This is a genomic window from Nostoc sp., assembly GCF_036917655.1.
Taxonomy (GTDB): Bacteria; Cyanobacteriota; Cyanobacteriia; order Cyanobacteriales; family Nostocaceae; genus Nostoc.
The window spans coordinates 82073-103710 of record NZ_JBALCY010000017.1; the positions used below are offsets into that span (position 1 = coordinate 82073).

The following is a 21638-nucleotide window of genomic DNA, read 5'->3' on the forward strand; positions in this document are numbered from 1 at the left end:
CCCATCCCCAATGCCCTATTCTTGAGTCGGTTTCGGTCGCTTGATGGGCTTAGGAGCGGGCGTTTTTGGTATAGGTTTTGACACCACAGAGGGGTCGCCGCCTGCGCCTGTTTTCTTGATGGGACGCGGGGTTTCGCCACTGCGTCTGGGGGGGAATGGTTTTCTACCACCAGCACCACCAGGGCCACCAGGTCCGCCAGCACGAGGGCCACCTTTGAATGGTGGTTTGCGTTTTTTGGGCAAGTCAGCGATCGCCTCAGCTTTTTCTACTATCAAAACGTCAGCTTCCCGCTTGGCTTGGAAGTCCCAGAATTTTCCCACTGCTTTGGTGGTCAGCACACCCCTCAATTTCAACTTAAAATATTTGGGTTTATCAGTTGATTTGCGTGGAGCCTGCCTAATTTTGACTACCAAGCTTTTAGCATCAAAAGACTGGTATACTACTTCACCGCGAACAGAAAAACCACCATCTGCAACTTCTGATGAGGGAATTACGGCAATTGTGCTTAGTTCAGAGTTTTCGGATAAGCCATCATCGGTCGTCTGTAACTCTTGCAACTCCAAATCTGACTCGTCCTCATCTGTTGAGTTTTTAGCCAGATTTTCTGGCTCCCAAACTCCGACGATTTGGATATGCAAGGTATCATTTTCTTGTCTTGTTCGTGGATATACTACCCACAAGTGTTCTTTTTCTAAGTCTAGGTGATTCTTGACTAAGCTCATAATCCGGCCTAGGAGGACGGCATTGAGTTCTACACCATCTGTGGTCAGCAGCGTACCTTGAGTAAATTGTTCGCTGCTAGCATGATAGCGACCCCGGACTAAGCCGATCGCTCGATATTGCATCGGCTCACTGGGAGGCGGAATCGGTTGCTGTCGATTGATCAAGTTCCCATTTGAGTCAGTCTCAATGGGGTTGACAGGCGAATTTTCAACTTCTTTAGAGGACTGGGCGGCTATGTGAACATTAGCGGCTGCCTCTATGTTAGTTGGGCCCTGGTTAGAGGCAGAAGAATTAGAGGATTCAGGCAACGGCATCAGGTCGGAATTCATAAAAACTCCTTGCGGCGGAGACACATCCCATTGTGGGATTTTACAAAGGCAGCTGGAAAGAGCATTTGTGCGACTGATGAAAGTATATTTACTTTTCACAAAATCACACCAGACTACTCTAAAACAATCCTAAAGGCGCTAAATTTAGTGTTTATACACTAAATGTGTAATTTAGGGCCTCAACACTAGTTTCGGAAGCATATCATAGCTACAATTCTGACGGCTCCTCCTAAAGTCATCACTTACTTTAGCAGTGTAGATAGTTAATTGTTATAAAATTCACAGGCAATTGGCGGTATTCCGCAAAGTTTTGGAAAATTTTAACTTTACGATTTGTGTAAATGATAATGTCATTAGAGTTTAGGAGAAAGACAAAACTGTGACTCAAACACGCAATCGCTGGATAGTTCAAGTCGTCTTGGCGCTGGCAATTCTTGCTTTTGTGGGTGTTTCGGTGATTCCCATAATTGGAGCATTTAATAATACGCCACCCTCAAACCAGAATACCGCTAGCACCAGAGGCACTTTGCCCTCCTCTGACCAAAAATCAAAGCTGGAAGACGAAGTGCGGGGTTATGAACAGGTTTTGCAAAGGGAACCGGAAAATCAGACTGCGCTCAAGGGCTTGTTGCAGGCGCGGCTACAACTGCTGAGTCAAAAAGAAAAAAGTGAGATTAAACCAGCTGATATCCAAGTCGTCATTGAACCTTTAGAAAAGCTTGCCAAGCTGAATCCCGAACAGTCAGAATATTCAGTGCTACTGGCTCAAGCCAAACAGCAAATTGGCGATCGCGAAGGAGCCGCTCAAGCTTATCGCTCGATTTTGGAGACTAAACCAGGCGATTTGAAGGCTTTGCAAGGAATGGTGGCTCTGTTGATCAGTCAGCAACGCCCCGAAGCAGCTATTGGTTTGCTGCAAGAAACCCTCTCTAACGCAGCCCAAGCAAATACAATTCAGCCTGGAAGTGTAGATACAGTAGCCGTGCAAGTGCTGTTAGGTTCTGTTCACGCTTCCCAGAAACGCTACGCTCAAGCTAGTTCTGTATATGATCAGGCAATTAAGAAAGATCCCAAGGATTTTCGCCCCGTTGTGGCAAAAGCGATGCTCCTGAAACAACAGGGCAAAAACGCAGATGCAAAACCTTTGTTTGATAGTGCCGCAGCTTTAGCACCTGCTCAGTACAAAGACGAAATTAAGAACGCAGCAACGGCTTCCCCCATCCCTAATCGGACTGCATCTCCAGCACCTTCATTGGAAAGTACACCGAAGTAATGGGCATTGGGCAATTCAATTTTGGATTTTGGATTTTGAATTAAATTTCAATCTAAAATCTAAAATTCTTATTTCCCCTGCTTCTTCCCCTCACCCTTCAATGGCAGCAACAACACCAAAGACCAAGAACAGGCATCCGCCAATCAGGGTGAGTTGACGCTCAGAAATGCGTCCGGCAATCATTTTGCCGCCGATAACTGCGATCGCAGCACAAATGGCATGTCCTAAAATTGCACCTATTGTGACTCCAATTGGATTATTACCTGCCGCTAGGGCAATGGTGGCAATTTGCGTGCGATCGCCCCACTCTGCCATAAATGTCAATACAAAGGCTTCTATTACAATTGCCAAGGAAGTCTTTTGCTTTGGTAGCTGCAAGTCTGCCTTTTTCACCGCAGCTTCGGCTTCTTCTACAACTTCTGTATCACAAGCAGCAGGAGACATCTTACTAGCGTCATACAGCAGCTTGATACCAAAGGCAATAAATAAAGCTATTTCGGCGTAATGAATATAAGCTTTTGGCAACAAAGATATCACTTGTCCAAATAGCACCGAAAGGATTGTCATCGCGGCTAAAGCAGCTGTCACACCTGTAAATACCAGCCGCCGCGGGTGGTGCATTGCCAAAATCACAGCAATAAAAAATGTTTTATCGCCTAGTTCTGAAACTGTTATTAATAATAAAGCTGCGGTAAAAGCTGTTAACACTCTCTCAAGCTCCTGAAGAATCGTTTACCGATGTGAAGCTTGATGAGAACCAAAAGACCTCACCAAGTTTCACACTTTTCGGTGTGAACTTAGTGAAGGTCTCGCTTTCAAATATTGATTACTTGCCATCTGAACCAGGCTCATCGCCAGTATGTTGATTCAGATGTACTGGCTTTTATTTTTTTGCCAGCAGCTACTCCCCTTCAATGCGATTCTTATTGTACATCTGTTCTAGGTAAAAGTCAAGAGTAGGGAATGCAGAGGTATAAATGTAGATAAGCGGTACATACAGCCCGATTCAGTGCTTACTTAGGTAAAAACTCATCATCTGTGACTTCTGCTAACTGGTATAGACAAATCAGAGGAAAGGATTCCACTGACAAACCAGTTTCAGCTTTTGCTTGCTTAACCGCTTGTGCATAACACTCCGCAAAAATGTTCTCAAGATAAGATTTGAGACTAGGCGAATCATCTAGAGCTTCTTTGAACACATCTACGATGTTCAATGATGCTTCCTTCCCAACTACCGCTTCTCTTTTCGGGCTGAAATTGCCATTTGAGCAAATGTACCAGAATTACAATCAGATTACTTTTGAGACTCCGGCGTTCACTCCTTCCCATATCAGAAATTTCTTCGATGAGGTTCTCCCAGTCCACGTTCGCGTAGTCCTGACTTTGCAATTTTTCTACAGTCGTTTCTATCCATTGCAAGTAGTCCGTGTCATATAGGGTTTGGGAATGCGCCTTTAGGGAAGACATGGCAGTTTCTATAGGAAATGGTTAGATAATTTCTCGCATATCTTTACTGTGATTGTAGTCTGGAAGAATGCGTAGGCGTACCCCTTGTAGACATTGTACTGACGCTACAACCGCGTAACCTATTGGCTGTGTAGGGCAAAGCTACCAATAAAGTCAGAGGTGACGTAATAATCACCTCAACCATTACTTACCTGTACATAATGCCAATTCATTCAAAAAAGTCGAGCGATGAATTGATGAATCATGCACAATGGTAACGCCAAATTCTGTTCCATCACGCCAGTCCAACCAACTTTGTGCTTAGTTCCCACATGCGATCGCCTTTTTCGTCATCGCGGGCTTGAGGAGAGACTTTTTGAACAAAGGACTTGCCATCTTCCTTCTGGCGATTTCCCCAACTCCAATAAGCACCAGATTGATTGTACTCAGGATCGGCAACCACCGCCGCAACCCGTTCTCCAGCCAACTCCTGAGACACATATCCCCCAGTGATGTACTTCTGGAATAATGGGAAAATTTTCTGAAACAGGGGATAGTGGTTTCTAAATAGCGGCGTTTCTGCAACACATCCCGGATAGAGAGAGTTGAAGACGATACCGGTTGACTCGTGATAGCGCTCATGCAGTTCCCGCATAGTTAGCACGTTGCAAACTTTGCTATCCTTGTAAGCTTTGACTGGTTCAAATTTCTTGCCGTCAATCATTGCGATCGGCTCTTTAAACCCTTCTGCAAAGCCCTGCAAATCGCCCAAATCTGGACGCGGGGGAATTTTCCCACCCAGTTCGTCTGGATTGTGAGTGACTGTTCCTAAAATGACGAGCCTTGGCTCTGAAGATGACTTCTTCAGATCCTCTAGCATCAGGTTGCACAAAAGGAAATGTCCCAGGTGATTTGTGGTTACAGTTAACTCATATCCTTCTGGACTGCGTAACGGCTCCTTTATTAAGGGCATATAAATTGCGGCGTTGCACACCAATGCGTCTAGGGAGTTACCGCTTGCTCGGAAGTTCTTCACAAATTGTCGAACGCTATCCATTGAGCCAAGGTCGATATGTATGCTGGTATAACTGTTGTAGGGGATTTCCACAGCTTGGGCAGCTTTTTGTGCCTTCGCTAAATCCCGACAGGCCAGCACCACATACCAGCCCCTTTCAGCAAGAGCTTTTGCAGCGTACAAGCCGACCCCCGAAGAGGCACCTGTGATTACAACTGTTGACTTCCTATCCTGTGGCATTTTATTCAGCTTCCATTGACTGTCTCTAGGATCTCACACCAGTGAACCATCTTTACTGGATTAGGCTGAACTAACCCGTACTCCAAACAATAACTACTCTTGACTTCTTACTCTCGTTTTGAGAGACTTTAAAAGTAATTAATTTTTCTTGGAAAATATGTGACAAAAAAGCTAGAAACAAATGCATTTAATTGCAATTCGCAACCTTCGCGCTGATACCGCTCAGTATCCCGATGTCAAGAAGCAGATTGACAACTGGTATGCAACTGTCAAGAAGACTGAATGGCAAAACTTAGAGGACATTCGTAAGATTTATCGGGATGCTGAAGCAGTTGGAAACTTCATTGTTTTCAATGTCAAGGGTAATGATTATCGCCTAATTGTCGGTATTGATTATGAAGACCAGGTAGTTTACTACAAATACTTTCTCACACATACTGAATACGATAAAGGCAAATGGAAAAATGACTTTTACTTTTGACGAAACTGCTTATCGCAATCTGGTAGCTGAAGTTGCCCCCAAGGTGATTGAGACTGAAGAGGAATATGAACGTGTGTTGACAGTAGTAGAGCGTCTAACCTTTGCGACAAATCGTACTCCGGAGCAGCGAGTTCTACATAAACTGCTGGTGAAGCTGATTGAAGCATATGAAGCACAGAACTACCCGATGGATTTATCTGTGCCTCATGAGATACTTCAACACATTATGGAAGCAAGTGGAACCCGTCAAGCTGACTTGGTAGGCGTTATTGGATCGAGTGGTGTGGTGTCTGAGGTTGTTAATGGTAAGCGTTCGATTAGTAAGGCTCAAGCCAAAATACTTGGTGATTACTTTAAGGTTTCACCTAGCCTATTTATCTAAGCCTCAATTTAAAATATAGGCGAGAGGCAATCAGTCAGTTCGATTGAGTTTCTCTAAAAGGAGAGCTTCTACCTCACTCTCAGGATTGTCTAGATCAAAAGGATAAGGTTGTTGTGTAGCAGAGTCACAACGACTCATCAAAACTTGCAATGCAGCCCGAAACGCTTTTTCCTGATTTCTATGTTTTGAAATATACCGTTTTAGTTCAATATTGGTCATTTGGTTGAGGTTCTGAATCATAGAACAAATTTCCAATTCCCATCTTGATTAATTATGACTGCAATTTCATCGTTCAAACCAGCTTGAATATAAAGCGTTTTCAACTTTGAGTCGTAGCGGAAAACCTCGATGGGCTGATACAGATTAGAAAATAACTGGCAAAGGAATATCGCTGTATCCGATTGTTTCTGTGTTGGCATGATATGGCTGTTGCCATTTTAGTGTAAAAATGTTACAGATGTAATGTAAACAAAGCATTATGCATAATATATACGATGCCAGTTATCAGAATACCCGATCCTATTTACAAGAGGCTCCAAGCCCTCGCTGTCCCTTTCGAGGATACACCCATCACTGTTATTGAGAAGTTATTGAATGAATATGAAGCACGTTACCAGCCTCAGCAAGCTTCTGAAACTGAAAACTATAGAGTTGTTGAGCCTGATATTGTAAGCAATTTGCAGCATACCAGAGTGCTTCGTACCATCATGGGGGGTGAAGAAATTCATCAACCGAACTGGAACAAAATTGTAGACGCAGCACACGAAATTGCTATTCGACAGGGACTTTCTGTAGATGAACTCATGAAGCTAACCCTTGCTCATGTTGTTAAGGGTGAAAAAATTAACTCTGGTTTTCATTATTTGCCAGAGGTAAACATTTCAATACAAGGTGTAGATTCAAATCTTGCTTGGCGTAACACTTTGCACTTAATGAAGAATTTGAAAATGCCAATTGAAATACACTTCGAGTGGCGTGACAAAGAGGGAGCAGCACATCCGCGTGAGAAAGGTAAGCTAATTTGGAATACTAAGTAGGATGTGAGAGTAATAACTATGGGAAAGCTAACAGATAGTTTTATTCTAATATATTTGTTACATATAAAATTCTACATATAAATTTATGATAAAAAAACTAACAGATCGACGATCTACAACCAACAGCAGAGCAGCTACAATGCTTATATAGACTTTGCCATCAACTTACAAATGTGATGTTTCAGCCAATTCATATTGTGCGATTAGATGAACGATCGCTCAATATATTTATATTAGCTGGACAAAATGAAGGAATAGAGCTAGAAATTAGACCAGATGGTAGTGTAGTATAGAGCCATGAATAAGGTAAACTATGCAGCAATGAGTGACCAAGAGCTAAAGAGTTACTTTCTCACCCATAGGGATGATAAGGAAGCCTTTTATGCTTATATGGATAGACGAAAATCTCTTCCTCGTCATGCTGCAATAAAATTAGATGATCCGGCTTGGGAAGAAAAGATAATAGCTGTGATTCAGAAACAATTAGGTTCTGATTGATAACTTAATCATTTATATTAATATTGTTAATCGAGGTGGACTACATTTTTATAGTCACCTCGATTTTGCAAATAAATTTATCTTTGGCTAATACTTCCGCTCTTTTGGCTCAAACATAGTAATCGCCACTGGACGATATTGAATCTCAATTCCTGCTGGTGAATAGTAAGCCATTGTGTGTTTCAGAAAGTTGGTATCATCTCGCTCGGAATAATCCTCGCGGAAATGAGCGCCACGACTTTCCTGGCGATTCAGGGCTGATGCCAAAATAGTCTGTCCCACTACCATCAAACTTCGCAATTCCAGAGCTTCCACTAGTTCGGTATTCCAGCAAGTCCCCTTATCGTCTAAATAAATTTGCGGATATCGCTGTTGTATTTCTTCTAATTTGTGTAACCCTTCACTCATTAATGCCTCAGTGCGGAAAACGCCGCAGTAATCCGTCATACAATCCTGGAAGGCTTGACGGACTTGGTTAATCCGGTACTGCCCTGGTTGTTCTAGCAAAGCTTGGATTTCTTGCTGGGCTTCCGTTACATACCGTTGCTCATCTACAGAGGGCAACTTACGTTTTTGGACAAATTTTGCGATCGCAGCCCCAGTCCGCTTACCATAAACTACACACTCCAGCAGTGAATTACTCCCCAAGCGATTAGCACCATGTACGGAAACACAAGCTGTTTCACCAGCGGCAAAGAAAGCATCAACTAAACCATCGCCACTACTACGGACTTGCCCATCAGTGTTAACTGGGATACCACCCATACAATAGTGAATTGTCGGACGGACTGGCATTGGTTGAGTTACTGCGTCAACACCTACCAAACGGTGTGCTTCTTCCCAACAGAAGGGAACGCGACTCATAATTTTTTCTTTGCCCAGATGGCGCAGATCCAGATAGACAAAGGGGCCACCAGCACTACCGTCGAGATGAACACCACGACCGGCGCGAATCTCGTAAGCGATCGCTCGTGAGGTAATATCACGAGGAGCCAGTTCCATGCGACTGGGTGCATAGTTCGCCATAAAGCGATCGCCTTCGGAGTTGATGAGATACGCCCCTTCACCCCGTACCGCTTCTGAAATCAGCACCCCTACCGGATATAAACCAGTGGGATGAAATTGGACAAATTCCATATCTTCGAGGGGCAAACCTGCGATCGCAGTCATTGCCAAACCATCACCAGAAGAAGCGTAATCATTAGAGGTAGTGTTATAAACGCGACCATAGCCCCCTGTGGCAAACATCACCGCCTTAGCCTGCACCACCTCGATATGTCCATCCAAAAGATGGAACATTACCACACCCTTGGCCTCATTTTCTTCTAAAATGAGACGCATCACGTACCATTCTTCATAAACTTGCACCCCATAACGCCGCAGATTGTTAACCAATTCGTGCAAAATCGCGTGACCGGTCTTATCAGCGGCGTAGCAAGTGCGGTTGTGGGAATGTCCGCCAAAAGCCCGTTGGGCAATACGACCATCGGGTAAGCGAGAGAACAAAACACCCATGTGTTCCAAGTCAATCACCACATCTGGCGCTTCCTGGGCGAGGATTGCCACAGCGTCTTGGTCTGCCAAGTAATCAGAACCCTTGACAGTATCAAAAGCATGTGCTTCCCAACTATCTTCGGAATCAACATTTTTCAGCGACGCAGCCATACCACCTTGAGCCGCAACCGAGTGGGAACGAATTGGGTGGGTTTTCGCAACCACAGCAATATTTAAACTAGGGTCAATACGGGCAATTTCTACAGCAGCGCGACATCCTGCCAATCCACCCCCGACAATAATCACATCATGTTCCAGCATAATTAGCCCCCTAATTGCAAACCACTGCTGTTCTATTGTAGAGAGGTGAGTAATCAGGCAGTGCGTAGCGACGGTTGCCGTGGCGTCTCGACAAAAAAATTCCCTGCCTATAGACAGGGATGTAATTATAAATTTTGAAATTAGGAGTGAAAAGTTAAAAATCAACAATTATGGGACAGATTAAGTGACTCATAACTCCTAACTCTTAACTCCTAACTCTTAACTCTTAACTCCTAACTCTTAACTCCTAACTCCTAACTCTTTAGCTAGTGGCTTGTACAGGTTGTTGCTGAGACACATTGCCTGGTATGGGTTCCATTTTTGTTCCAGGCCCTACAGGAGTGACTTCAATATGATTTAACAAGGTAGTGACAAACGCAAACAACAAGAAAGGTAGCGATAGCAGAACGACAAGACCCGCTGTTGCTAAAGCGTACACGGGTCGCTTGGCACCCATCAGCGCCAATGCTGATGCCAAACTTAGGGTAATTGTAATCAACCAAACAATTATTTGACCGTAGATATCACCGAAAGTCAGGGTACAGACAAACCGATATTTTTGAATATTATTTCCGCTCATCACATTTGCCTCAAGTCTCTCCTAATAGGTTCTACGTTAGAACCATGTTTGCCTTGTAGACAATTTCTAAATATTTTTGCAAGCTTTGTAATATCACTTCACAATCAACTTTTTTTGTTACAAAGCGCAATCCCTAGTACAGTATACAGTATGGCGTAAATAGACTAACCATACCCTACGGCAAGCCCTTCTCCTATAGTCGTCGCTGCCTGTAGCAAGTTTTCAGAGCCTACTGTGTACACACAAGTCCTAAAAACCTAGTTAGTTTTGTCGGGTGTGTTATGCCGTAGGCTAATGCACCATCCCAGATTTTCGGTGCGTTAGAACTAATGTCCATAAAGCACCCTACCAGATTCAAGCCAATGTGGATAAGGTTTTTCGACTTGTGTGTACACCGTAGCTTCTGTCATCGAGCATAATTCTACGGCGCTGTGTGTTTGTCTGAGACTTTTTATTTTTCTCGTATTTATTGAGACGATAGAGTTATGATTCTGTCGTTCCAATTAATATAATTGCTATAATCGCCCTCCAGACGCGATAATCTCAACTAGCCCCAGCATTTGTGAGGAAAAGCCAAATGGTTTTGACTCCTCAACAATTAGAGTTACAGCAGGAACGCCAATGTGCCAACTGTTCAGCACAAAGACTAAGAAAGCTCGGTGTTGATGTAAACTAAGTTTTTTGGTAAAAGTTTTCGCAATCCTGATGACCTCCTCAACAAATCGACTCTTTGCTTAAAGCCAAGATAATTTTTGTCATCAGTCAAATTTCGGATATTCAGGATATAGTATTTAATTTTTTGCTAGTAAATATTAACTAGATAAATCCAGTAAAGTCAGGATGTAAAAACCGATTTTTTGGTGTTAAATTTTGAGTATTGCCCGAATTTGTTGAATTCAATCAACAAAACCCTTTATTTTTCGTGGCAATATTGTTTTAGGAGTGAATGTGAATACTATTTTTCTTCGTAAAGGTGTTTTTTGGTTGCCAAGTATAGCTGCTTTTGCAGTCCTGAGCAGCGGCTTATCTGCAAGTGCCCAGACAGTGGACAAGGTGAGCAGTCAGCCATTAACTGAGCCTTCCGCAACTGTTGCGTCTCCCAACGAGTTTAGTACAGAACTAGACACTGAAAGCCAAAATCTCTCTACACAAACAACTGAAACATTTACAGCAACAAATTTAACTAAGGTACAGCAGTTACCCAATACTGCTATACAGGAAAACGCCAGTGTAACGCCTACACCCGTTCCAGGTACAGTGGCAACCTCATCTGCGACGCTCTCCTCTGAGTCTGTGCAACCCACTTCTCAAACTACTTCTCAACCATCTGCTCCCAAAGTGGCGCAATCGGATATTGATTTAGGTAGAACTAACCGTGGTGGCAGTAGCTATATTGGCGTCGCTGCTAACATTGGTTTGAATGGTGGTGACTCATCTTTAGGCGACGGTAACTTCGCGGTAGTCAGCAAAATCGGACTGACAAATTCTATATCTGTGCGACCCTCAGCCGTATTTGGGAACAACACTACAATTCTACTTCCGATCACCTACGATTTTTCCTTCAAGTCAGCAGATGCTTTTAGCGAACCATTAGCCATTGCACCTTACATCGGAGTGGGTGGAGCTTACAAAACTGGTGATGATTCGCAATTTGCCTTTTTAGTAACTGGTGGCATTGATTTTCCTTTAACTCCTCAATTCACTGCAACGGCTGCTGTGAATGCCGGATTTTTTGATCAAACTGATATAGGCTTGTTGTTAGGAGTTGGTTACAACTTCACTGGCTTTTAAGAGTTAGGAGTTATGAGTTAGGAGTTAAGAGTTAGTAATATTTCACTCGTAACTCTTAACTGATAACTCCTAACTTTCTACTTGGGGGTAACTTTGTCAATTACCTTGATTTTGCCATCGTCTCCTACTGTCCAAACATCGTAAACACCGACGACATCGCCGTTAGCATCAACATCTACGTTGCCACTGGCTCCTTGGTAGTTAATCTTCTTACCATCTTTAAGTAACTTCAGTCCCTCGCAGACATCGGTAACTTCCGTGCCAGGCCCATCAGCAACTTCACGGATTTTGCTGGCTATACCAACGCCTGTATTTTCCTTAGCAGCTTGTGCCGCCAACGTCAATAAGGCAGCCGCATCCCAAGCTTGAGGAGCGTATTCCCCTGGCTCACTACCCTTTTTATCCTTCCACAGCTTGTTGAAAGCTAAGAGTGCTTTGCCATTGGAACCCGGTACTGTACCGATCGCTCCAGTTAAAATATATTTACCATCACTACCTTTGCCAACTTGTTCGGGGAAAGTAGGTGATTTCACCCCATCTGTAAGCAATATTTGTACTCCCTTCGCCACACCTTGCTGATACGCAGCTTTCAAAAACAAACTGCCAGTTTCAGCGTACAGTACAGCCAAGACTGCATCTGGCTTACCAGCAAAAGCAGCTGCTGCTTCTGTATCAAATGTCTGGGCTTTCGGGTCGTAGCGGACAGGCTTATCTTTATTAACTATGGTTCCACCCAATTTTTCAAAAGTTTGCACAAATGCTTTTTCAAAGCCCACGCCATAGTCGTTATTAATCACGACTGTAGAAACTCGCTTGAAACCTTTTTTCCTGGCAAGTTGAGCTAAAGCTAGTGCTTGGTAGGTGTCGGGGGGAGCAGTACGCGCCCAAAAGCCTTTAAAGTCGCCTTTTTGCGCCTTTTCTGTAAATACGGGGCTGGTACTACCAGGGGAAATCAGCATGACTTTATTCGGCGTGGCAATGGAGACTGCTGCACTAGAAACGCTACTGGCAAACGAGCCAACTACACCTGCCACTTTATCTAAAGTTGCTAGTTTGGTCATACCGGCAGCACCCGCTCTGGGGTCGGTTTGGTCGTCTACTTGCACCAAGGTAACAGGTTCGCCATTCACCCCACCGCAAGCGTTGACCGTATCGACGAGTAAAGGGACAGAACCTAACATCTGCTGTCCGACAGAAGCCAAGTCGCCTGTTGTCGGTAGCAGGGAACCAATTTTTAGCCCTTGAGTACTGCTTGTAGTAGTTGAGTTTGCCGCTGGGGTAGCGCTACTTCCGTTGTTAGCTGTGCCATTGGGGGTACTAGTATCACCACAAGCCCCAACTAGGAACCCAGTTGCTAGGGTAGCTATACTAAAGGTTAAGGCGGTGCTAATTTTTCTCATAAATCACTTTCACTCCTCAGATATTTAGCAGCCTAAAAGTAAGATCCAAACTAAATTTGTAAGTTAGCTGGATCTTATCAAGACTCCAAAGGATAAATCATATCATCCATCTTCGGGAGTAGAAGTATTTACCCCTACATTAATATTTACCTTTCTACACAGAATATATTCCGTGTATCAAAGGCTGGAAAACGGAGAGGGAGGGATTCGAACCCTCGGTACGGAGTTGCCTGCCGTACAACAGATTAGCAATCTGCCGCTTTCGACCACTCAGCCACCTCTCCTGACTCACGAATACTAATGTTAGCAGATTTATTGGGGAGAGTCAATAGTCATTTGTAATTGGGCATTGGGCATTGGGTATTGGTCATTGGGCATTGGGCATTAGTCAGTGGTCGTTAGTTATTTGCTAATGACAAATGACAAATGACTAATGACAAATTCAAAGAACTTGCGATCGCATCCAAGCTACGGGCAAAGTGCGTAACTTTTTCCACTGGGGAACGTAAGCTCGCTGACTGAAAACATCGTAACCGTTGCGTTCAATCACCTCCAAAATTTGACCGTACAGCATCGATGCTGCCCATACGGGCCAACGGGCATCGGATGCTAAATAAGTAATTCCCTGGTCTGATGTGGTATAAAATTGGCGGGCGCGGTCAATTTGAAAGCGCATCAATGCCCGCCAACGCTCATCTACCACACCTTTGAAGAAGTCTTGCTCGGTGTAGTTGAATTTTGCCAAGTCCTCAAGGGGAATGTAGATCCGCCCCCGTTTGGCATCTTCTCCCACATCCCGCAGGATGTTGGTGAGTTGATTGGCAATTCCGAGAGCGATCGCTTCTTCTGTGGGAAGATATGGTTGTTTGTTCTGGTGCCACGGTGCTGTGTATATGGTGTTATCCACACCCATAACTGCTGTTGACATTAAGCCAACAGTGCCAGCAACGCGGTAACAGTAGAGGTATAACTCCTCAAAGGTTTCATAACGACTGCGATATAAGTCCATGCGCTGACCGGCAATCATATCCCGAAAGGGCTGAATGTCCATCGGAAAGCGCTGGAGGGTATCAGCTAAAGCTACATCGTAATTTTCTAATGGGCGTCCCGCAAAAATCGATTCCAGCTGCTGTTCCCATAGGTCTAGGGTTTCTGGCGTGGTAATAGCAGATGCGGGCCCATCCACCAATTCATCTGTACGGCGACACCAAGCGTAAATTGACCAAATAGATTGACGTTTTACCGGACTCATCAGCAAAGTACCCAGGTAAAAAGTCTTGGCATACTTTGCTGTGAGATGCCGACAAAGTTTGTATGACTCGTCTACAGAGACCAGCGTTTTCATGCGCGGGGGGGAATCAGGCAGTTGCAGCATTCGTTGCGGGCGGTCGGGTGAGCGTTTGCAGGTTTGAGGAATTTGCTACCGGGAGAGCCTCAGAAATGGCCTGCGCTGTCAGCTTACCAGAAAGTACGGCACCTTCCATACTGCCTAAGTAGCGTTGCATGGTATAACTTCCGGCGAGATAGAAGTTGGCAATGGGCGTAACTTGTGCGGGACGGTACTGTTGACGACCAGGGGTCGCTTTGTAAACTGAACGCGGCGTTTTCACCACATGAGATTTCAGCAATGTTGCTGGATTGTCTCCCCCAAAATGGTCGGGGAAAAGTTTTTCCAACTCAGCAATCGTTGCAGCCACAATCTCCTCATCGGATTTGGCAATCCAATCTTTTGCCGGAGCTAGAACTAATTCCAGCATTGAGCGATTGGGGTTGGCGTATTCACGGCAGGTATTGCTCATATCAGCATAAACGCTCAGGAGGGGCGATCGCGAAAATAGCAAGTGATCAATTTCTGTAAGTTTCCGGTCAAACCACAGATGCAGGTTAATCACTGGTACCCCTTCCAAACCTTCTAGCTTCTTGAAAAACTCCATTTGCTTCCAAGGCTTAGGCAACATGACTTTCAAAGGGTCAACCGATATGGCAGATACATACACATCAGCCGTGAAAACTTCATCTTCTGCCCCATTTAACCCCCGAATCAAGTATGCTTTCACCGTGCCATCGGCATTGAGCAAAATCTCTTTCAAGGGAGCATTCAACCGCACTTCTCCACCGCGCTCTGTGATGTAATCTACAATCGGGCTGCATAGCCGTTCTGTGGGAGAACCATCCAAAAATGCAATCTTGGAACCATATCGTTCTTGCAGAAAACGATTCAGTGCAGTTAATAGGATAGTTGCTGAAACTTCATCAGGATTGATAAAGGTGAGCGCTTTACAGGCGGCGATAAAAACGTCACTAGTTACCCGCTCATCAACACCTTGCCTTTTCAACCACTCTAAGAAGCTGTACTTGTCCATGTCTTCAACATACTTTTGACCCCGAACCACTGCGGGAAGTAGGCCAACTGCAAATCGAATCTTCTGCTCCCAAGTCAACATGTCTTTGTTGCGAAGAATCGATGCAATGACGTTGAAAGGAGATGGAATATCTGGAACATCAAAACGTGATAGTGTCCCAGGCTTGTCCGGTTGATTGAAAATCAGCGTATGCTCTTTCCACTGGAGTCTGTCTTCAATGCCCAACTCCTTGAGCAATTGCAGCATATTCGGATATGCCCCAAAGAAGGCGTGTAACCCGGTTTCGTACCAGTCGCCGTCAGAGTCTTTCCACGCCGCAACCAGACCACCCAGTACGTCCCGGCTTTCCAAGACAATGGGAGTGTGACCTGCGTCCGTGAGATATTTCGCGCAGGAAAGTCCTGCTAGACCAGCACCCGCGATCGCTACTCGCATTTAACCCTAATGCCCTTCAATATTTCTTAATGGTTTTGTCGTTCTCATTATACGTTGCAATCCGTTACATTTGGCGGTTATTGTGCGATCGCTTCCCCAAAAAACTTTTCCCAAAGAAAATTTTACCTGACACGCATCTACCAGAATAACTTGCCAATATCATTGTCACCAATGGGTTTGCGGCGTGGATTTTATCTAAATTTACACCATTGGATGTCAAAAAACAAAAGTCATTCCTTTGACCGAGAATAGGTAGTTACAAACTTAGGACTTACGCAAAATTATCTCAAAAACCTGATTTGTCGTAGCGGTAATTCATGAATTACCGCTACTTCAGAACTTTTTTGCGTAAGTCCTGAAACTCTTGTCTTAAAGTAGTTGATTTCTTTGGGAATCCGTGTATTTGCTCTGAGGAAATGTCTGGAGCATTGATAAAGCCTGCTAGTTGATATCCACGTTAATTTCCTTCGGCAAACACATTCAGGACTTACGCAACTGGCACAGTGCGATCGCATTTATATAGTACATAAATACTATATAAAAGTGGCATACCCAAAGGAAATTGATGAAATTAGTAACAGTAATCGGCTGTGTTAAGTATTCATCAAACCATGAGAAAATTAGCTGAGGATGCATAAAATCAATCCTGTAGGTTTATGAGATTTACTAAACTTAATTATTGCCAGTACTTGTTAAGTAGTCAGATTAATTATACTCTCACCAATTTGGCGGAGCATTTAGAGCAGATCAGTCACGATAAAATCAACTGTTATTTAAATAACGAAAAATTAACACCTCGGATTCTTTGGGATAATGTCAAAGATTTAATAGAAATAAATGATAATGCGTATTTGGTTTTTGATGACACAGTAATTGATAAACGATACGCTGTAGAAATAGAGCCGAGTCAACGCCAGTATAGTGGCAATGAGCATGGTGTAATTCAAGCAATTGGGCTAGTAAATTGTGTATATGTCAATCATGAAATCGGAAAATTTTGGGTAGTTGACTATCGAATCTATGATCCAGATAGAGATGGTAAAACAAAGATAGACCATGTGATGGAGATGCTGCGAAACCTTGTGTATAATAAGTTTTTGCCATTCAAAGCTGTCTTGATGGACACTTGGTATGCCACAAATAAATTGATGTTATATATAGATGGGTTAGGGAAATATTATTATTGTCCTCTGAAACGTAATCGACTTGTTGATGATCCGTCAGGTCAAAAAGATTATCAAAGAATTGAATTGTTATTTTGGGATGAAAAGGAGTTAGAATTAGGTAAACTAGTTAAAATAAAAAAGTTTCCTCAAGCTAAAAAAGTGAAACTATTCCGGGTAACTGTCTCCACCGACAGAACGGATTTTATCGCTACAAACGATATATCTCAAGATTCTACGGACGTTGTACAAAAAGTGTGTAAAGTTCGATGGAAGGTTGAAGAGTTTCACAGAGAATTAAAACAATTGACTGGCATTGAATCATGTCAATGCCGTAAAGGACGTATTCAAAGAAATCATGAAAGCCTCGCGCTATTTTAGTTTGGCTTAGGCTCAAAGATCTAGCTTATAAAACTGGTCAAACAATCTATCAAATTAAGCATGGATTATTATCAAATTATTTAGTTCAGCAACTAAAACGTCCGGCTGTTCCCATGTTTGTCGTGTAGTTGTTTGGCGCGCGGCGCGGTTACACCGCGCCATTGCTTGTGACAGTTGCGTAAGTCCTGACATTCTCTTTCCTAATTCGACAGTCGTCTTCTTTTAAAGCTACATCCAGTATCCAATGTAATGAATTCTCAATTGCCCAATAATTGCGAACACAATTAGCAAATTCTTCAGCATTATTGGCGCGACTACTGATAATATAACGACAACTATAGGTAAAATATTATGCCAGTATTGCAGGAGCTAAGGCGCTTTGGACATCACCTGATTCTAGGTATTTCCGGCACTACATTAAACGATGACGATAAACGCGCACTCAATGAATTAAAACCAATTGGAGTGATCTTTTTTGCTAAGAACTTTTTGGATGGCACCCCGTATGAGATTTGGCTAGAAAGCTTCAAGGATTTGAACAGCCAAATACGCGAATATACTGAACGTGATTCGATGTTTATCACCCTCGATCATGAAGGAGGTCGGGTAATTCGGACACCACTGCCAATTACTCGCTTTCCTCATGCATTGTTGCTGCGATCGCACGTCCGCGAAGTAGCAAAAGCTACGGCATTAGAACTCAAATCACTGGGAATAAATTTATCCTGGGCACCTGTAGCAGATATTTTTTCTCATCCCCATAACCCCGTCATTGGGCTTCGCGCCTTTGGTAACACTCCCGAAATCGCCGCAAAATATGCCCGTGACTACTATCTTGGACTTCAAGAGTCAGGAATTTTGGGATGCGCCAAACATTTCCCTGGACATGGAGACACTAGCAAAGACTCTCACATTGAACTACCAATACTGAATTTAACTTTAGAAGACCTGCGACTTCGAGAACTTATACCTTTCAAAGCGCTAATCGAAGTACACATTCCTTTAATCATGACTGCCCATATCTTATTTCCTAAGATAGATGCTGATGTACCAGCAACCCTTTCCAAGGCTATCCTCAAAACTATACTTAGGGAGGAACTTGGCTTTGAGGGAGTAGTTGTATCTGACGACTTGGATATGAAAGCAATCTCAGATATGTTTATGAAAGCTGGTACTGTGGCGCGGTCATTTCATGCAGGCTGCGACTTGTTTATTGTCTCGCGTAATATTAATTCATCATCTATTGAAAGAACTTATCAGATTGCTGAAGATTTCATCGATTCCCTGACCAAGGGTAGCTTAGATGAATCAGTAGTGGAAGCAGCTAGAGAAAGAATCGATAAATTACTGGCAGTAACACCGCAATATCCCGTACAAACTTTGGATAAAGATATATTATTGCAACATGCTCAATTAGCGATCGCTAGTTCTTATTCATAATGGGTGGTATAGGGGTCGAACCTATTTCTGCGGGTTAAAAGCCTGCTGCACAGCCGGTATGCCAACCACCCTAGTTAATTTAAATAAAGAAATGAGCGCTGCGATCGTATTACATCGCAAGCCTTGTAACACCAAAACTAATAGTCTGTCAAGAAATAATTGACGAATAAATTTTCTGTAGAGACGGCGATTTATCGCGTCTCTCCAACCGTCAAAATGGGTTTGACAGACCACTTATAAATCCACCTGGGAGGTACTGCCCCTCCTATATCTGTGTTATCAGCACAGCGCCTCACTTTTCGGCTTCAGGTGGAAAAAATTGCTGAATCTACACTGTGGAATTTCTAGACTGATTTTTCTTAGCCCAGTAACCCCTTGGAGGTCTAGGAATACCGTATTTTTTGCACCACTTAGCGATTGCAACGTCAGACACTCCAAACTTCTGACTCACTTCAAGAACAGAAGTTTCCCAAATCATCTTTTCTAGGTCTTCCTTAGAGGGACGCTCAACTTTCCTAGATTTAAGCGAAACTCTGTCTTTCTTTATTAAAGTCACACCAGAATCTTTTTGAATTCGCTGCCTTTTGGATAAGACTTTCGTTGATGTATTCTCAACCGAATCACTAGACTCTACGGTTAATTCATTGAGTTCTATTAAGTCCTCAGCTATGTCCTTGTTAGAGTGGCAGATACGTTGTGGGTTAGCTAACTCTGATATAGAAAGAAGTTTAGATTGGTGTACTGTTGTCTCTCTCAAAGCAATATAATTTTTCCCAGCAACTTCAGAAGAATGTAGAAAGCATATTTTGTCGAGACGCTCTATATACACAGCAAGAACATCACAGGATGCAAAGTCAAAAGGGACTATGCGGTTTCCTGTGCGATTAGAACGTATACTGGCAATTTTTACCTCCCATGACCCCCACTTGCTTCGCCTCTGGGTAGATTTGACATTAACTCTGTACAAGTAACCATCCTTGTAAGCTACTAGGTCAAAAGGTGCTTTGCCTGTTGTTTGAGTAAAAACGTGAAAGCGATGCCTACTTAGCTCTGCTGCCACCTTGCTTTCTCCCAAACTACCCAGCCAAGTTTTGTTGTCCACTTCAATTTTCCTTGATTGTTCTTTCACCAGTATGTAATACTGGGTGCTGAGAATCAACAGATAAGTATAGCCTCCTTAGGTTTTATAGACAGAGGAAGATGGAGGAATCGAACCCCTACAGTTGCCTGTACCCCAAGGTTCAAGCTTGGTTGCCGTCCATTCAGCGGCATCTTCCATTGAGGGGTGTCTGACCGGACTTGAACCCGCTATGACTGGTTCCACAAACCAGCGCCTCGACCACTTTGGCTTCAGACACCATCAGTGGAATCAATGGGAATTGAACCCATAACCTCCTGCTTGCAAGACAGGCGCTCTAGCCATTTGAGCTATGACCCCATAACAATTCAAAATTCAAAATTAAAGACACTTTCAGGCGGGAGTGGTAGGACTCGAACCCACAACTTTCGAGGTAGAAGCTCGAAGCTCTATTCCATTGAGCTACACTCCCAAAATTTGGTAGTCCTGGCAGGAATTGAACCCGCGACATTCTTCTTGTAAGGAAGACACTCTACCAATTGAGCTACAGGACTACGCAAGCGAGTGGAGGGACTTGAACCCACGCACTGAGTATGGCGTACTCAGATGCTACCGATTACATCACACCCGCAAGTTTCAGAGCGGACGGCGAGATTTGAACTCGCACGAAGACGTTGGAAGCGTCTCATGCTGCCGTTACATCACACCCGCATCAGTCAAGCTGGTGACAGGAATTGAACCTGCAACCTACTGATTACAAATCAGTTGCTCTGCCAATTGAGCTACACCAGCACTAATTTTGGTGACGGGGGCAGGAGTCGAACCTACCGATGTTCAGGTTATGCAGCCCGACGAGCCACCGTTGCTCTATCCCCGCATATTCACCAATACCCCTGACTGGATTTGAACCAGCATCCTCTTTACCCTAAATAAAGCGCCTCTTCCGTTGGGCTACAAGGGCAAAATCTGCGTGGCAGGGATTGAACCTGCGACCTGGAGTTCCCGAAACTCCCGCGCTCCCAACTGCGCTACACCCAGATATTTTGGTACTCCCGACAGGATTTGAACCTGCAAAAAACTAGATCCTCGGTCTAGTGCGTCTTCCGTTCCGCCACGAGAGCTTAAGCTGTCGCGTCTTTAATTTTCGAGAGTGTTCTCGTTGCAACAAGGGTTCCAGACCATAAAAAGTGCAAGTTACACGCGCGACAGCTTAGTACCCCTGACAGGATTTGAACCTGCAAAATCTGGACTCTGATTCCAGCACGTATTCCAGTTCCGTCACAGGGGCATATCGGGATGGCAGGATTTGAACCTGCGACTCCATGCTCCCAAAGCATGGCTTCTGGCCACTGAATTACATCCCGTGGTACTCCTGGTGGGAGTCGAACCCACAAACAAACAGATTTTAAGTCTGCCGCCTCTTCCAATTGGGCTACAGGAGCAAAGTTTGGTACTCTTGGTGGGAATTGAACCCACAACATACCGTTTTTGAGACGGCAGCCTCTTCCAATTGGGCTACAAGAGCAAAGTTTGGCAGCCCCACCAGGACTCGAACCTGGAATCTTCGCCTTCAAAGGGCGCTATGTTGCCAATTACACCACAGGGCTTTATTGCCAGGGCAGGGTTTGAACCTGCAACCTCATCGTTCAGAGCGATGCGACTTACCAATTCGTCCACCCGGCAATGAATGGCTGCCTCAGTAGGACTCGAACCTACAACCGCGCGGTTAACAGCCGCTTGCTCTACCATTGAGCTATGAGGCAACGA

The 21638-nt window shown here is 44.0% G+C and carries 20 protein-coding genes, 19 tRNA genes and 3 pseudogenes; 9 read left to right on the plus strand and 33 right to left on the minus strand.

The features are described 5' to 3' along the window. Positions 1-15: 15 nt before the first annotated feature. Positions 16-1053, minus strand: a complete 1038-nt coding sequence (locus V7K30_RS09610) for a hypothetical protein (RefSeq protein ID WP_334998854.1) — start codon at positions 1051-1053, stop codon at positions 16-18. Positions 1054-1432: 379 nt separating this feature from the next. Here V7K30_RS09610 and V7K30_RS09615 point away from each other — a divergent pair, with 379 nt between their 5' ends. After that, positions 1433-2326: a tetratricopeptide repeat protein gene (locus V7K30_RS09615; protein ID WP_334998855.1), complete on the plus strand. Its 894-nt coding sequence runs from the start codon at positions 1433-1435 to the stop codon at positions 2324-2326. A gap of 90 nt (positions 2327-2416) precedes the next feature. Here V7K30_RS09615 and V7K30_RS09620 read toward each other — a convergent pair whose 3' ends face one another. The 3 genes and pseudogenes from V7K30_RS09620 to V7K30_RS09630 all read right to left on the minus strand — a co-directional run bounded on the left by V7K30_RS09620 (position 2417) and on the right by V7K30_RS09630 (position 5027). Further along, positions 2417-3034, minus strand: coding sequence for a TMEM165/GDT1 family protein (locus V7K30_RS09620; protein ID WP_334998856.1), 618 nt, complete (start codon positions 3032-3034; stop codon positions 2417-2419). A gap of 305 nt (positions 3035-3339) precedes the next feature. Then, positions 3340-3793 (minus strand): annotated as a pseudogene (locus V7K30_RS09625) (DUF29 domain-containing protein). A gap of 274 nt (positions 3794-4067) precedes the next feature. Then, positions 4068-5027, minus strand: a complete 960-nt coding sequence (locus V7K30_RS09630; protein WP_334998857.1) for a protochlorophyllide reductase — start codon at positions 5025-5027, stop codon at positions 4068-4070. 181 nt (positions 5028-5208) lie between these two features. On the opposite strand from V7K30_RS09630, the gene V7K30_RS09635 reads away from it, so the two are divergent. Both V7K30_RS09635 and V7K30_RS09640 read left to right on the plus strand, forming a co-directional pair. Next, positions 5209-5508 (plus strand): type II toxin-antitoxin system HigB family toxin, encoded by a 300-nt coding sequence (locus V7K30_RS09635; protein ID WP_334998858.1) that lies wholly within the window; start codon positions 5209-5211, stop codon positions 5506-5508. Then, complete coding sequence (locus V7K30_RS09640) at positions 5492-5890, plus strand: helix-turn-helix domain-containing protein (RefSeq protein WP_334998859.1); 399 nt, start codon at positions 5492-5494, stop codon at positions 5888-5890. Before V7K30_RS09635 ends, V7K30_RS09640 begins: the two co-directional genes overlap by 17 nt. Before the next feature lie 30 nt (positions 5891-5920). On the opposite strand, the gene V7K30_RS09645 is transcribed toward V7K30_RS09640, so the two are convergent. Then, complete coding sequence (locus V7K30_RS09645; protein ID WP_334998860.1) at positions 5921-6130, minus strand: DUF6887 family protein; 210 nt, start codon at positions 6128-6130, stop codon at positions 5921-5923. Continuing rightward, complete coding sequence (locus V7K30_RS09650) at positions 6127-6309, minus strand: DUF6888 family protein (protein WP_334998861.1); 183 nt, start codon at positions 6307-6309, stop codon at positions 6127-6129. Before V7K30_RS09650 ends, V7K30_RS09645 begins: the two co-directional genes overlap by 4 nt. A 75-nt stretch (positions 6310-6384) precedes the next feature. Here V7K30_RS09650 and V7K30_RS09655 point away from each other — a divergent pair, with 75 nt between their 5' ends. From V7K30_RS09655 to V7K30_RS09660, 3 genes are all read left to right on the plus strand, one after another. Continuing rightward, entirely contained in the window at positions 6385-6927 is a 543-nt protein-coding gene (locus V7K30_RS09655; protein WP_334998862.1) for a T4SS efffector SepA family protein, read from the plus strand. 104 nt (positions 6928-7031) lie between these two features. Further along, on the plus strand, positions 7032-7220 hold the full coding sequence (locus V7K30_RS34210; RefSeq protein ID WP_442941054.1) for a DUF6888 family protein: 189 nt from the start codon (positions 7032-7034) through the stop codon (positions 7218-7220). Positions 7221-7224: 4 nt separating this feature from the next. Next, positions 7225-7425, plus strand: coding sequence for a DUF6887 family protein (locus V7K30_RS09660; RefSeq protein ID WP_334998863.1), 201 nt, complete (start codon positions 7225-7227; stop codon positions 7423-7425). 87 nt (positions 7426-7512) lie between these two features. On the opposite strand, the gene V7K30_RS09665 is transcribed toward V7K30_RS09660, so the two are convergent. Continuing rightward, entirely contained in the window at positions 7513-9240 is a 1728-nt protein-coding gene (locus V7K30_RS09665) for a succinate dehydrogenase/fumarate reductase flavoprotein subunit (protein ID WP_334998864.1), read from the minus strand. A 262-nt stretch (positions 9241-9502) separates the two neighbouring features. Continuing rightward, complete coding sequence (locus V7K30_RS09670) at positions 9503-9820, minus strand: hypothetical protein (RefSeq protein ID WP_322678631.1); 318 nt, start codon at positions 9818-9820, stop codon at positions 9503-9505. Positions 9821-10768: 948 nt separating this feature from the next. Between V7K30_RS09670 and V7K30_RS09675 the strand changes: the two genes are divergently transcribed. After that, positions 10769-11611: a hypothetical protein gene (locus V7K30_RS09675; protein WP_334998865.1), complete on the plus strand. Its 843-nt coding sequence runs from the start codon at positions 10769-10771 to the stop codon at positions 11609-11611. A gap of 77 nt (positions 11612-11688) precedes the next feature. Here the strand turns inward: V7K30_RS09675 and V7K30_RS09680 are convergent, their stop codons facing one another. The 5 genes from V7K30_RS09680 to V7K30_RS09700 form a co-directional block, all read right to left on the minus strand. Continuing rightward, positions 11689-13011 (minus strand): ABC transporter substrate-binding protein, encoded by a 1323-nt coding sequence (locus V7K30_RS09680; protein ID WP_334998866.1) that lies wholly within the window; start codon positions 13009-13011, stop codon positions 11689-11691. Positions 13012-13203: 192 nt separating this feature from the next. Beyond that, positions 13204-13295 (minus strand) — tRNA-Ser (locus V7K30_RS09685). Between the two features lie 158 nt (positions 13296-13453). Next, positions 13454-14386: a 15-cis-phytoene synthase CrtB gene (gene crtB / locus V7K30_RS09690; protein WP_334998867.1), complete on the minus strand. Its 933-nt coding sequence runs from the start codon at positions 14384-14386 to the stop codon at positions 13454-13456. Continuing rightward, positions 14370-15809, minus strand: coding sequence for a 15-cis-phytoene desaturase (pds, locus tag V7K30_RS09695; RefSeq protein WP_334998868.1), 1440 nt, complete (start codon positions 15807-15809; stop codon positions 14370-14372). The genes crtB and pds overlap by 17 nt, the downstream gene beginning before the upstream one ends. A 64-nt stretch (positions 15810-15873) precedes the next feature. Further along, complete coding sequence (locus tag V7K30_RS09700; protein WP_334998869.1) at positions 15874-16029, minus strand: hypothetical protein; 156 nt, start codon at positions 16027-16029, stop codon at positions 15874-15876. A 436-nt stretch (positions 16030-16465) separates the two neighbouring features. On the opposite strand from V7K30_RS09700, the pseudogene V7K30_RS09705 reads away from it, so the two are divergent. Continuing rightward, a pseudogene (locus tag V7K30_RS09705) lies at positions 16466-17481 on the plus strand (IS701 family transposase). Between the two features lie 62 nt (positions 17482-17543). On the opposite strand, the pseudogene V7K30_RS09710 reads toward V7K30_RS09705, so the two are convergent. Further along, positions 17544-17684, minus strand: a pseudogene (locus tag V7K30_RS09710) (ISAs1 family transposase); the annotation flags it as partial. 20 nt (positions 17685-17704) lie between these two features. Here V7K30_RS09710 and nagZ point away from each other — a divergent pair. Further along, positions 17705-18793, plus strand: coding sequence for a beta-N-acetylhexosaminidase (gene nagZ / locus V7K30_RS09715; protein ID WP_334998870.1), 1089 nt, complete (start codon positions 17705-17707; stop codon positions 18791-18793). Here the strand turns inward: nagZ and V7K30_RS09720 are convergent. From V7K30_RS09720 to V7K30_RS09810, 19 genes are all read right to left on the minus strand, one after another. Then, positions 18794-18864, minus strand: a tRNA-Lys gene (locus tag V7K30_RS09720). A 257-nt stretch (positions 18865-19121) separates the two neighbouring features. Continuing rightward, a complete protein-coding gene (locus tag V7K30_RS09725) occupies positions 19122-19895 on the minus strand; it encodes a group I intron-associated PD-(D/E)XK endonuclease (RefSeq protein ID WP_334998871.1) in 774 nt (257 codons plus the stop codon). A gap of 182 nt (positions 19896-20077) precedes the next feature. Then, positions 20078-20151 (minus strand) — tRNA-His (locus V7K30_RS09730). A 6-nt stretch (positions 20152-20157) separates the two neighbouring features. Further along, positions 20158-20231 (minus strand) — tRNA-Ala (locus tag V7K30_RS09735). A gap of 38 nt (positions 20232-20269) precedes the next feature. Then, positions 20270-20343 (minus strand) — tRNA-Arg (locus V7K30_RS09740). 6 nt (positions 20344-20349) lie between these two features. Further along, positions 20350-20425, minus strand: a tRNA-Val gene (locus V7K30_RS09745). A gap of 5 nt (positions 20426-20430) precedes the next feature. After that, positions 20431-20502 (minus strand) — tRNA-Gly (locus V7K30_RS09750). A gap of 9 nt (positions 20503-20511) precedes the next feature. Continuing rightward, a tRNA-Gly gene (locus V7K30_RS09755) sits at positions 20512-20582 on the minus strand. Between the two features lie 8 nt (positions 20583-20590). Then, positions 20591-20663: transfer RNA gene (locus V7K30_RS09760), tRNA-Thr, on the minus strand. Positions 20664-20759: 96 nt separating this feature from the next. Then, positions 20760-20832: transfer RNA gene (locus V7K30_RS09765), tRNA-Leu, on the minus strand. A 3-nt stretch (positions 20833-20835) separates the two neighbouring features. Then, positions 20836-20910: transfer RNA gene (locus tag V7K30_RS09770), tRNA-Pro, on the minus strand. A 5-nt stretch (positions 20911-20915) separates the two neighbouring features. After that, positions 20916-20992, minus strand: a tRNA-Leu gene (locus V7K30_RS09775). 93 nt (positions 20993-21085) lie between these two features. Then, positions 21086-21159, minus strand: a tRNA-Leu gene (locus V7K30_RS09780). 3 nt (positions 21160-21162) lie between these two features. Further along, positions 21163-21235 (minus strand) — tRNA-Pro (locus V7K30_RS09785). Next, positions 21236-21313: transfer RNA gene (locus V7K30_RS09790), tRNA-Leu, on the minus strand. A 6-nt stretch (positions 21314-21319) separates the two neighbouring features. Beyond that, positions 21320-21396: transfer RNA gene (locus V7K30_RS09795), tRNA-Leu, on the minus strand. A 6-nt stretch (positions 21397-21402) separates the two neighbouring features. Continuing rightward, positions 21403-21478: transfer RNA gene (locus V7K30_RS09800), tRNA-Gln, on the minus strand. A 3-nt stretch (positions 21479-21481) separates the two neighbouring features. Then, positions 21482-21554, minus strand: a tRNA-Gln gene (locus tag V7K30_RS09805). A gap of 5 nt (positions 21555-21559) precedes the next feature. Next, positions 21560-21634, minus strand: a tRNA-Asn gene (locus V7K30_RS09810). Positions 21635-21638: the final 4 nt, after the last annotated feature.

Bases quoted from the DNA above. Each gene is read 5' to 3' on its own strand.
- nagZ (WP_334998870.1), top strand. From the start codon at position 17,705: ATGCCAGTATTGCAGGAGCTAAGGCGCTTTGGACATCACCTGATTCTA.
- pds (WP_334998868.1), bottom strand. From the start codon at position 15,809: ATGCGAGTAGCGATCGCGGGTGCTGGTCTAGCAGGACTTTCCTGCGCG.
- V7K30_RS09665 (WP_334998864.1), bottom strand. From the start codon at position 9,240: ATGCTGGAACATGATGTGATTATTGTCGGGGGTGGATTGGCAGGATGT.
- V7K30_RS09645 (WP_334998860.1), bottom strand. From the start codon at position 6,130: ATGATTCAGAACCTCAACCAAATGACCAATATTGAACTAAAACGGTAT.
- V7K30_RS09650 (WP_334998861.1), bottom strand. From the start codon at position 6,309: ATGCCAACACAGAAACAATCGGATACAGCGATATTCCTTTGCCAGTTA.
- V7K30_RS09630 (WP_334998857.1), bottom strand. From the start codon at position 5,027: ATGCCACAGGATAGGAAGTCAACAGTTGTAATCACAGGTGCCTCTTCG.
- V7K30_RS09635 (WP_334998858.1), top strand. From the start codon at position 5,209: ATGCATTTAATTGCAATTCGCAACCTTCGCGCTGATACCGCTCAGTAT.
- V7K30_RS09680 (WP_334998866.1), bottom strand. From the start codon at position 13,011: ATGAGAAAAATTAGCACCGCCTTAACCTTTAGTATAGCTACCCTAGCA.
- crtB (WP_334998867.1), bottom strand. From the start codon at position 14,386: ATGCTGCAACTGCCTGATTCCCCCCCGCGCATGAAAACGCTGGTCTCT.
- V7K30_RS09660 (WP_334998863.1), top strand. From the start codon at position 7,225: ATGAATAAGGTAAACTATGCAGCAATGAGTGACCAAGAGCTAAAGAGT.
- V7K30_RS09670 (WP_322678631.1), bottom strand. From the start codon at position 9,820: ATGAGCGGAAATAATATTCAAAAATATCGGTTTGTCTGTACCCTGACT.
- V7K30_RS09655 (WP_334998862.1), top strand. From the start codon at position 6,385: ATGCCAGTTATCAGAATACCCGATCCTATTTACAAGAGGCTCCAAGCC.
- V7K30_RS09640 (WP_334998859.1), top strand. From the start codon at position 5,492: ATGACTTTTACTTTTGACGAAACTGCTTATCGCAATCTGGTAGCTGAA.
- V7K30_RS09610 (WP_334998854.1), bottom strand. From the start codon at position 1,053: ATGAATTCCGACCTGATGCCGTTGCCTGAATCCTCTAATTCTTCTGCC.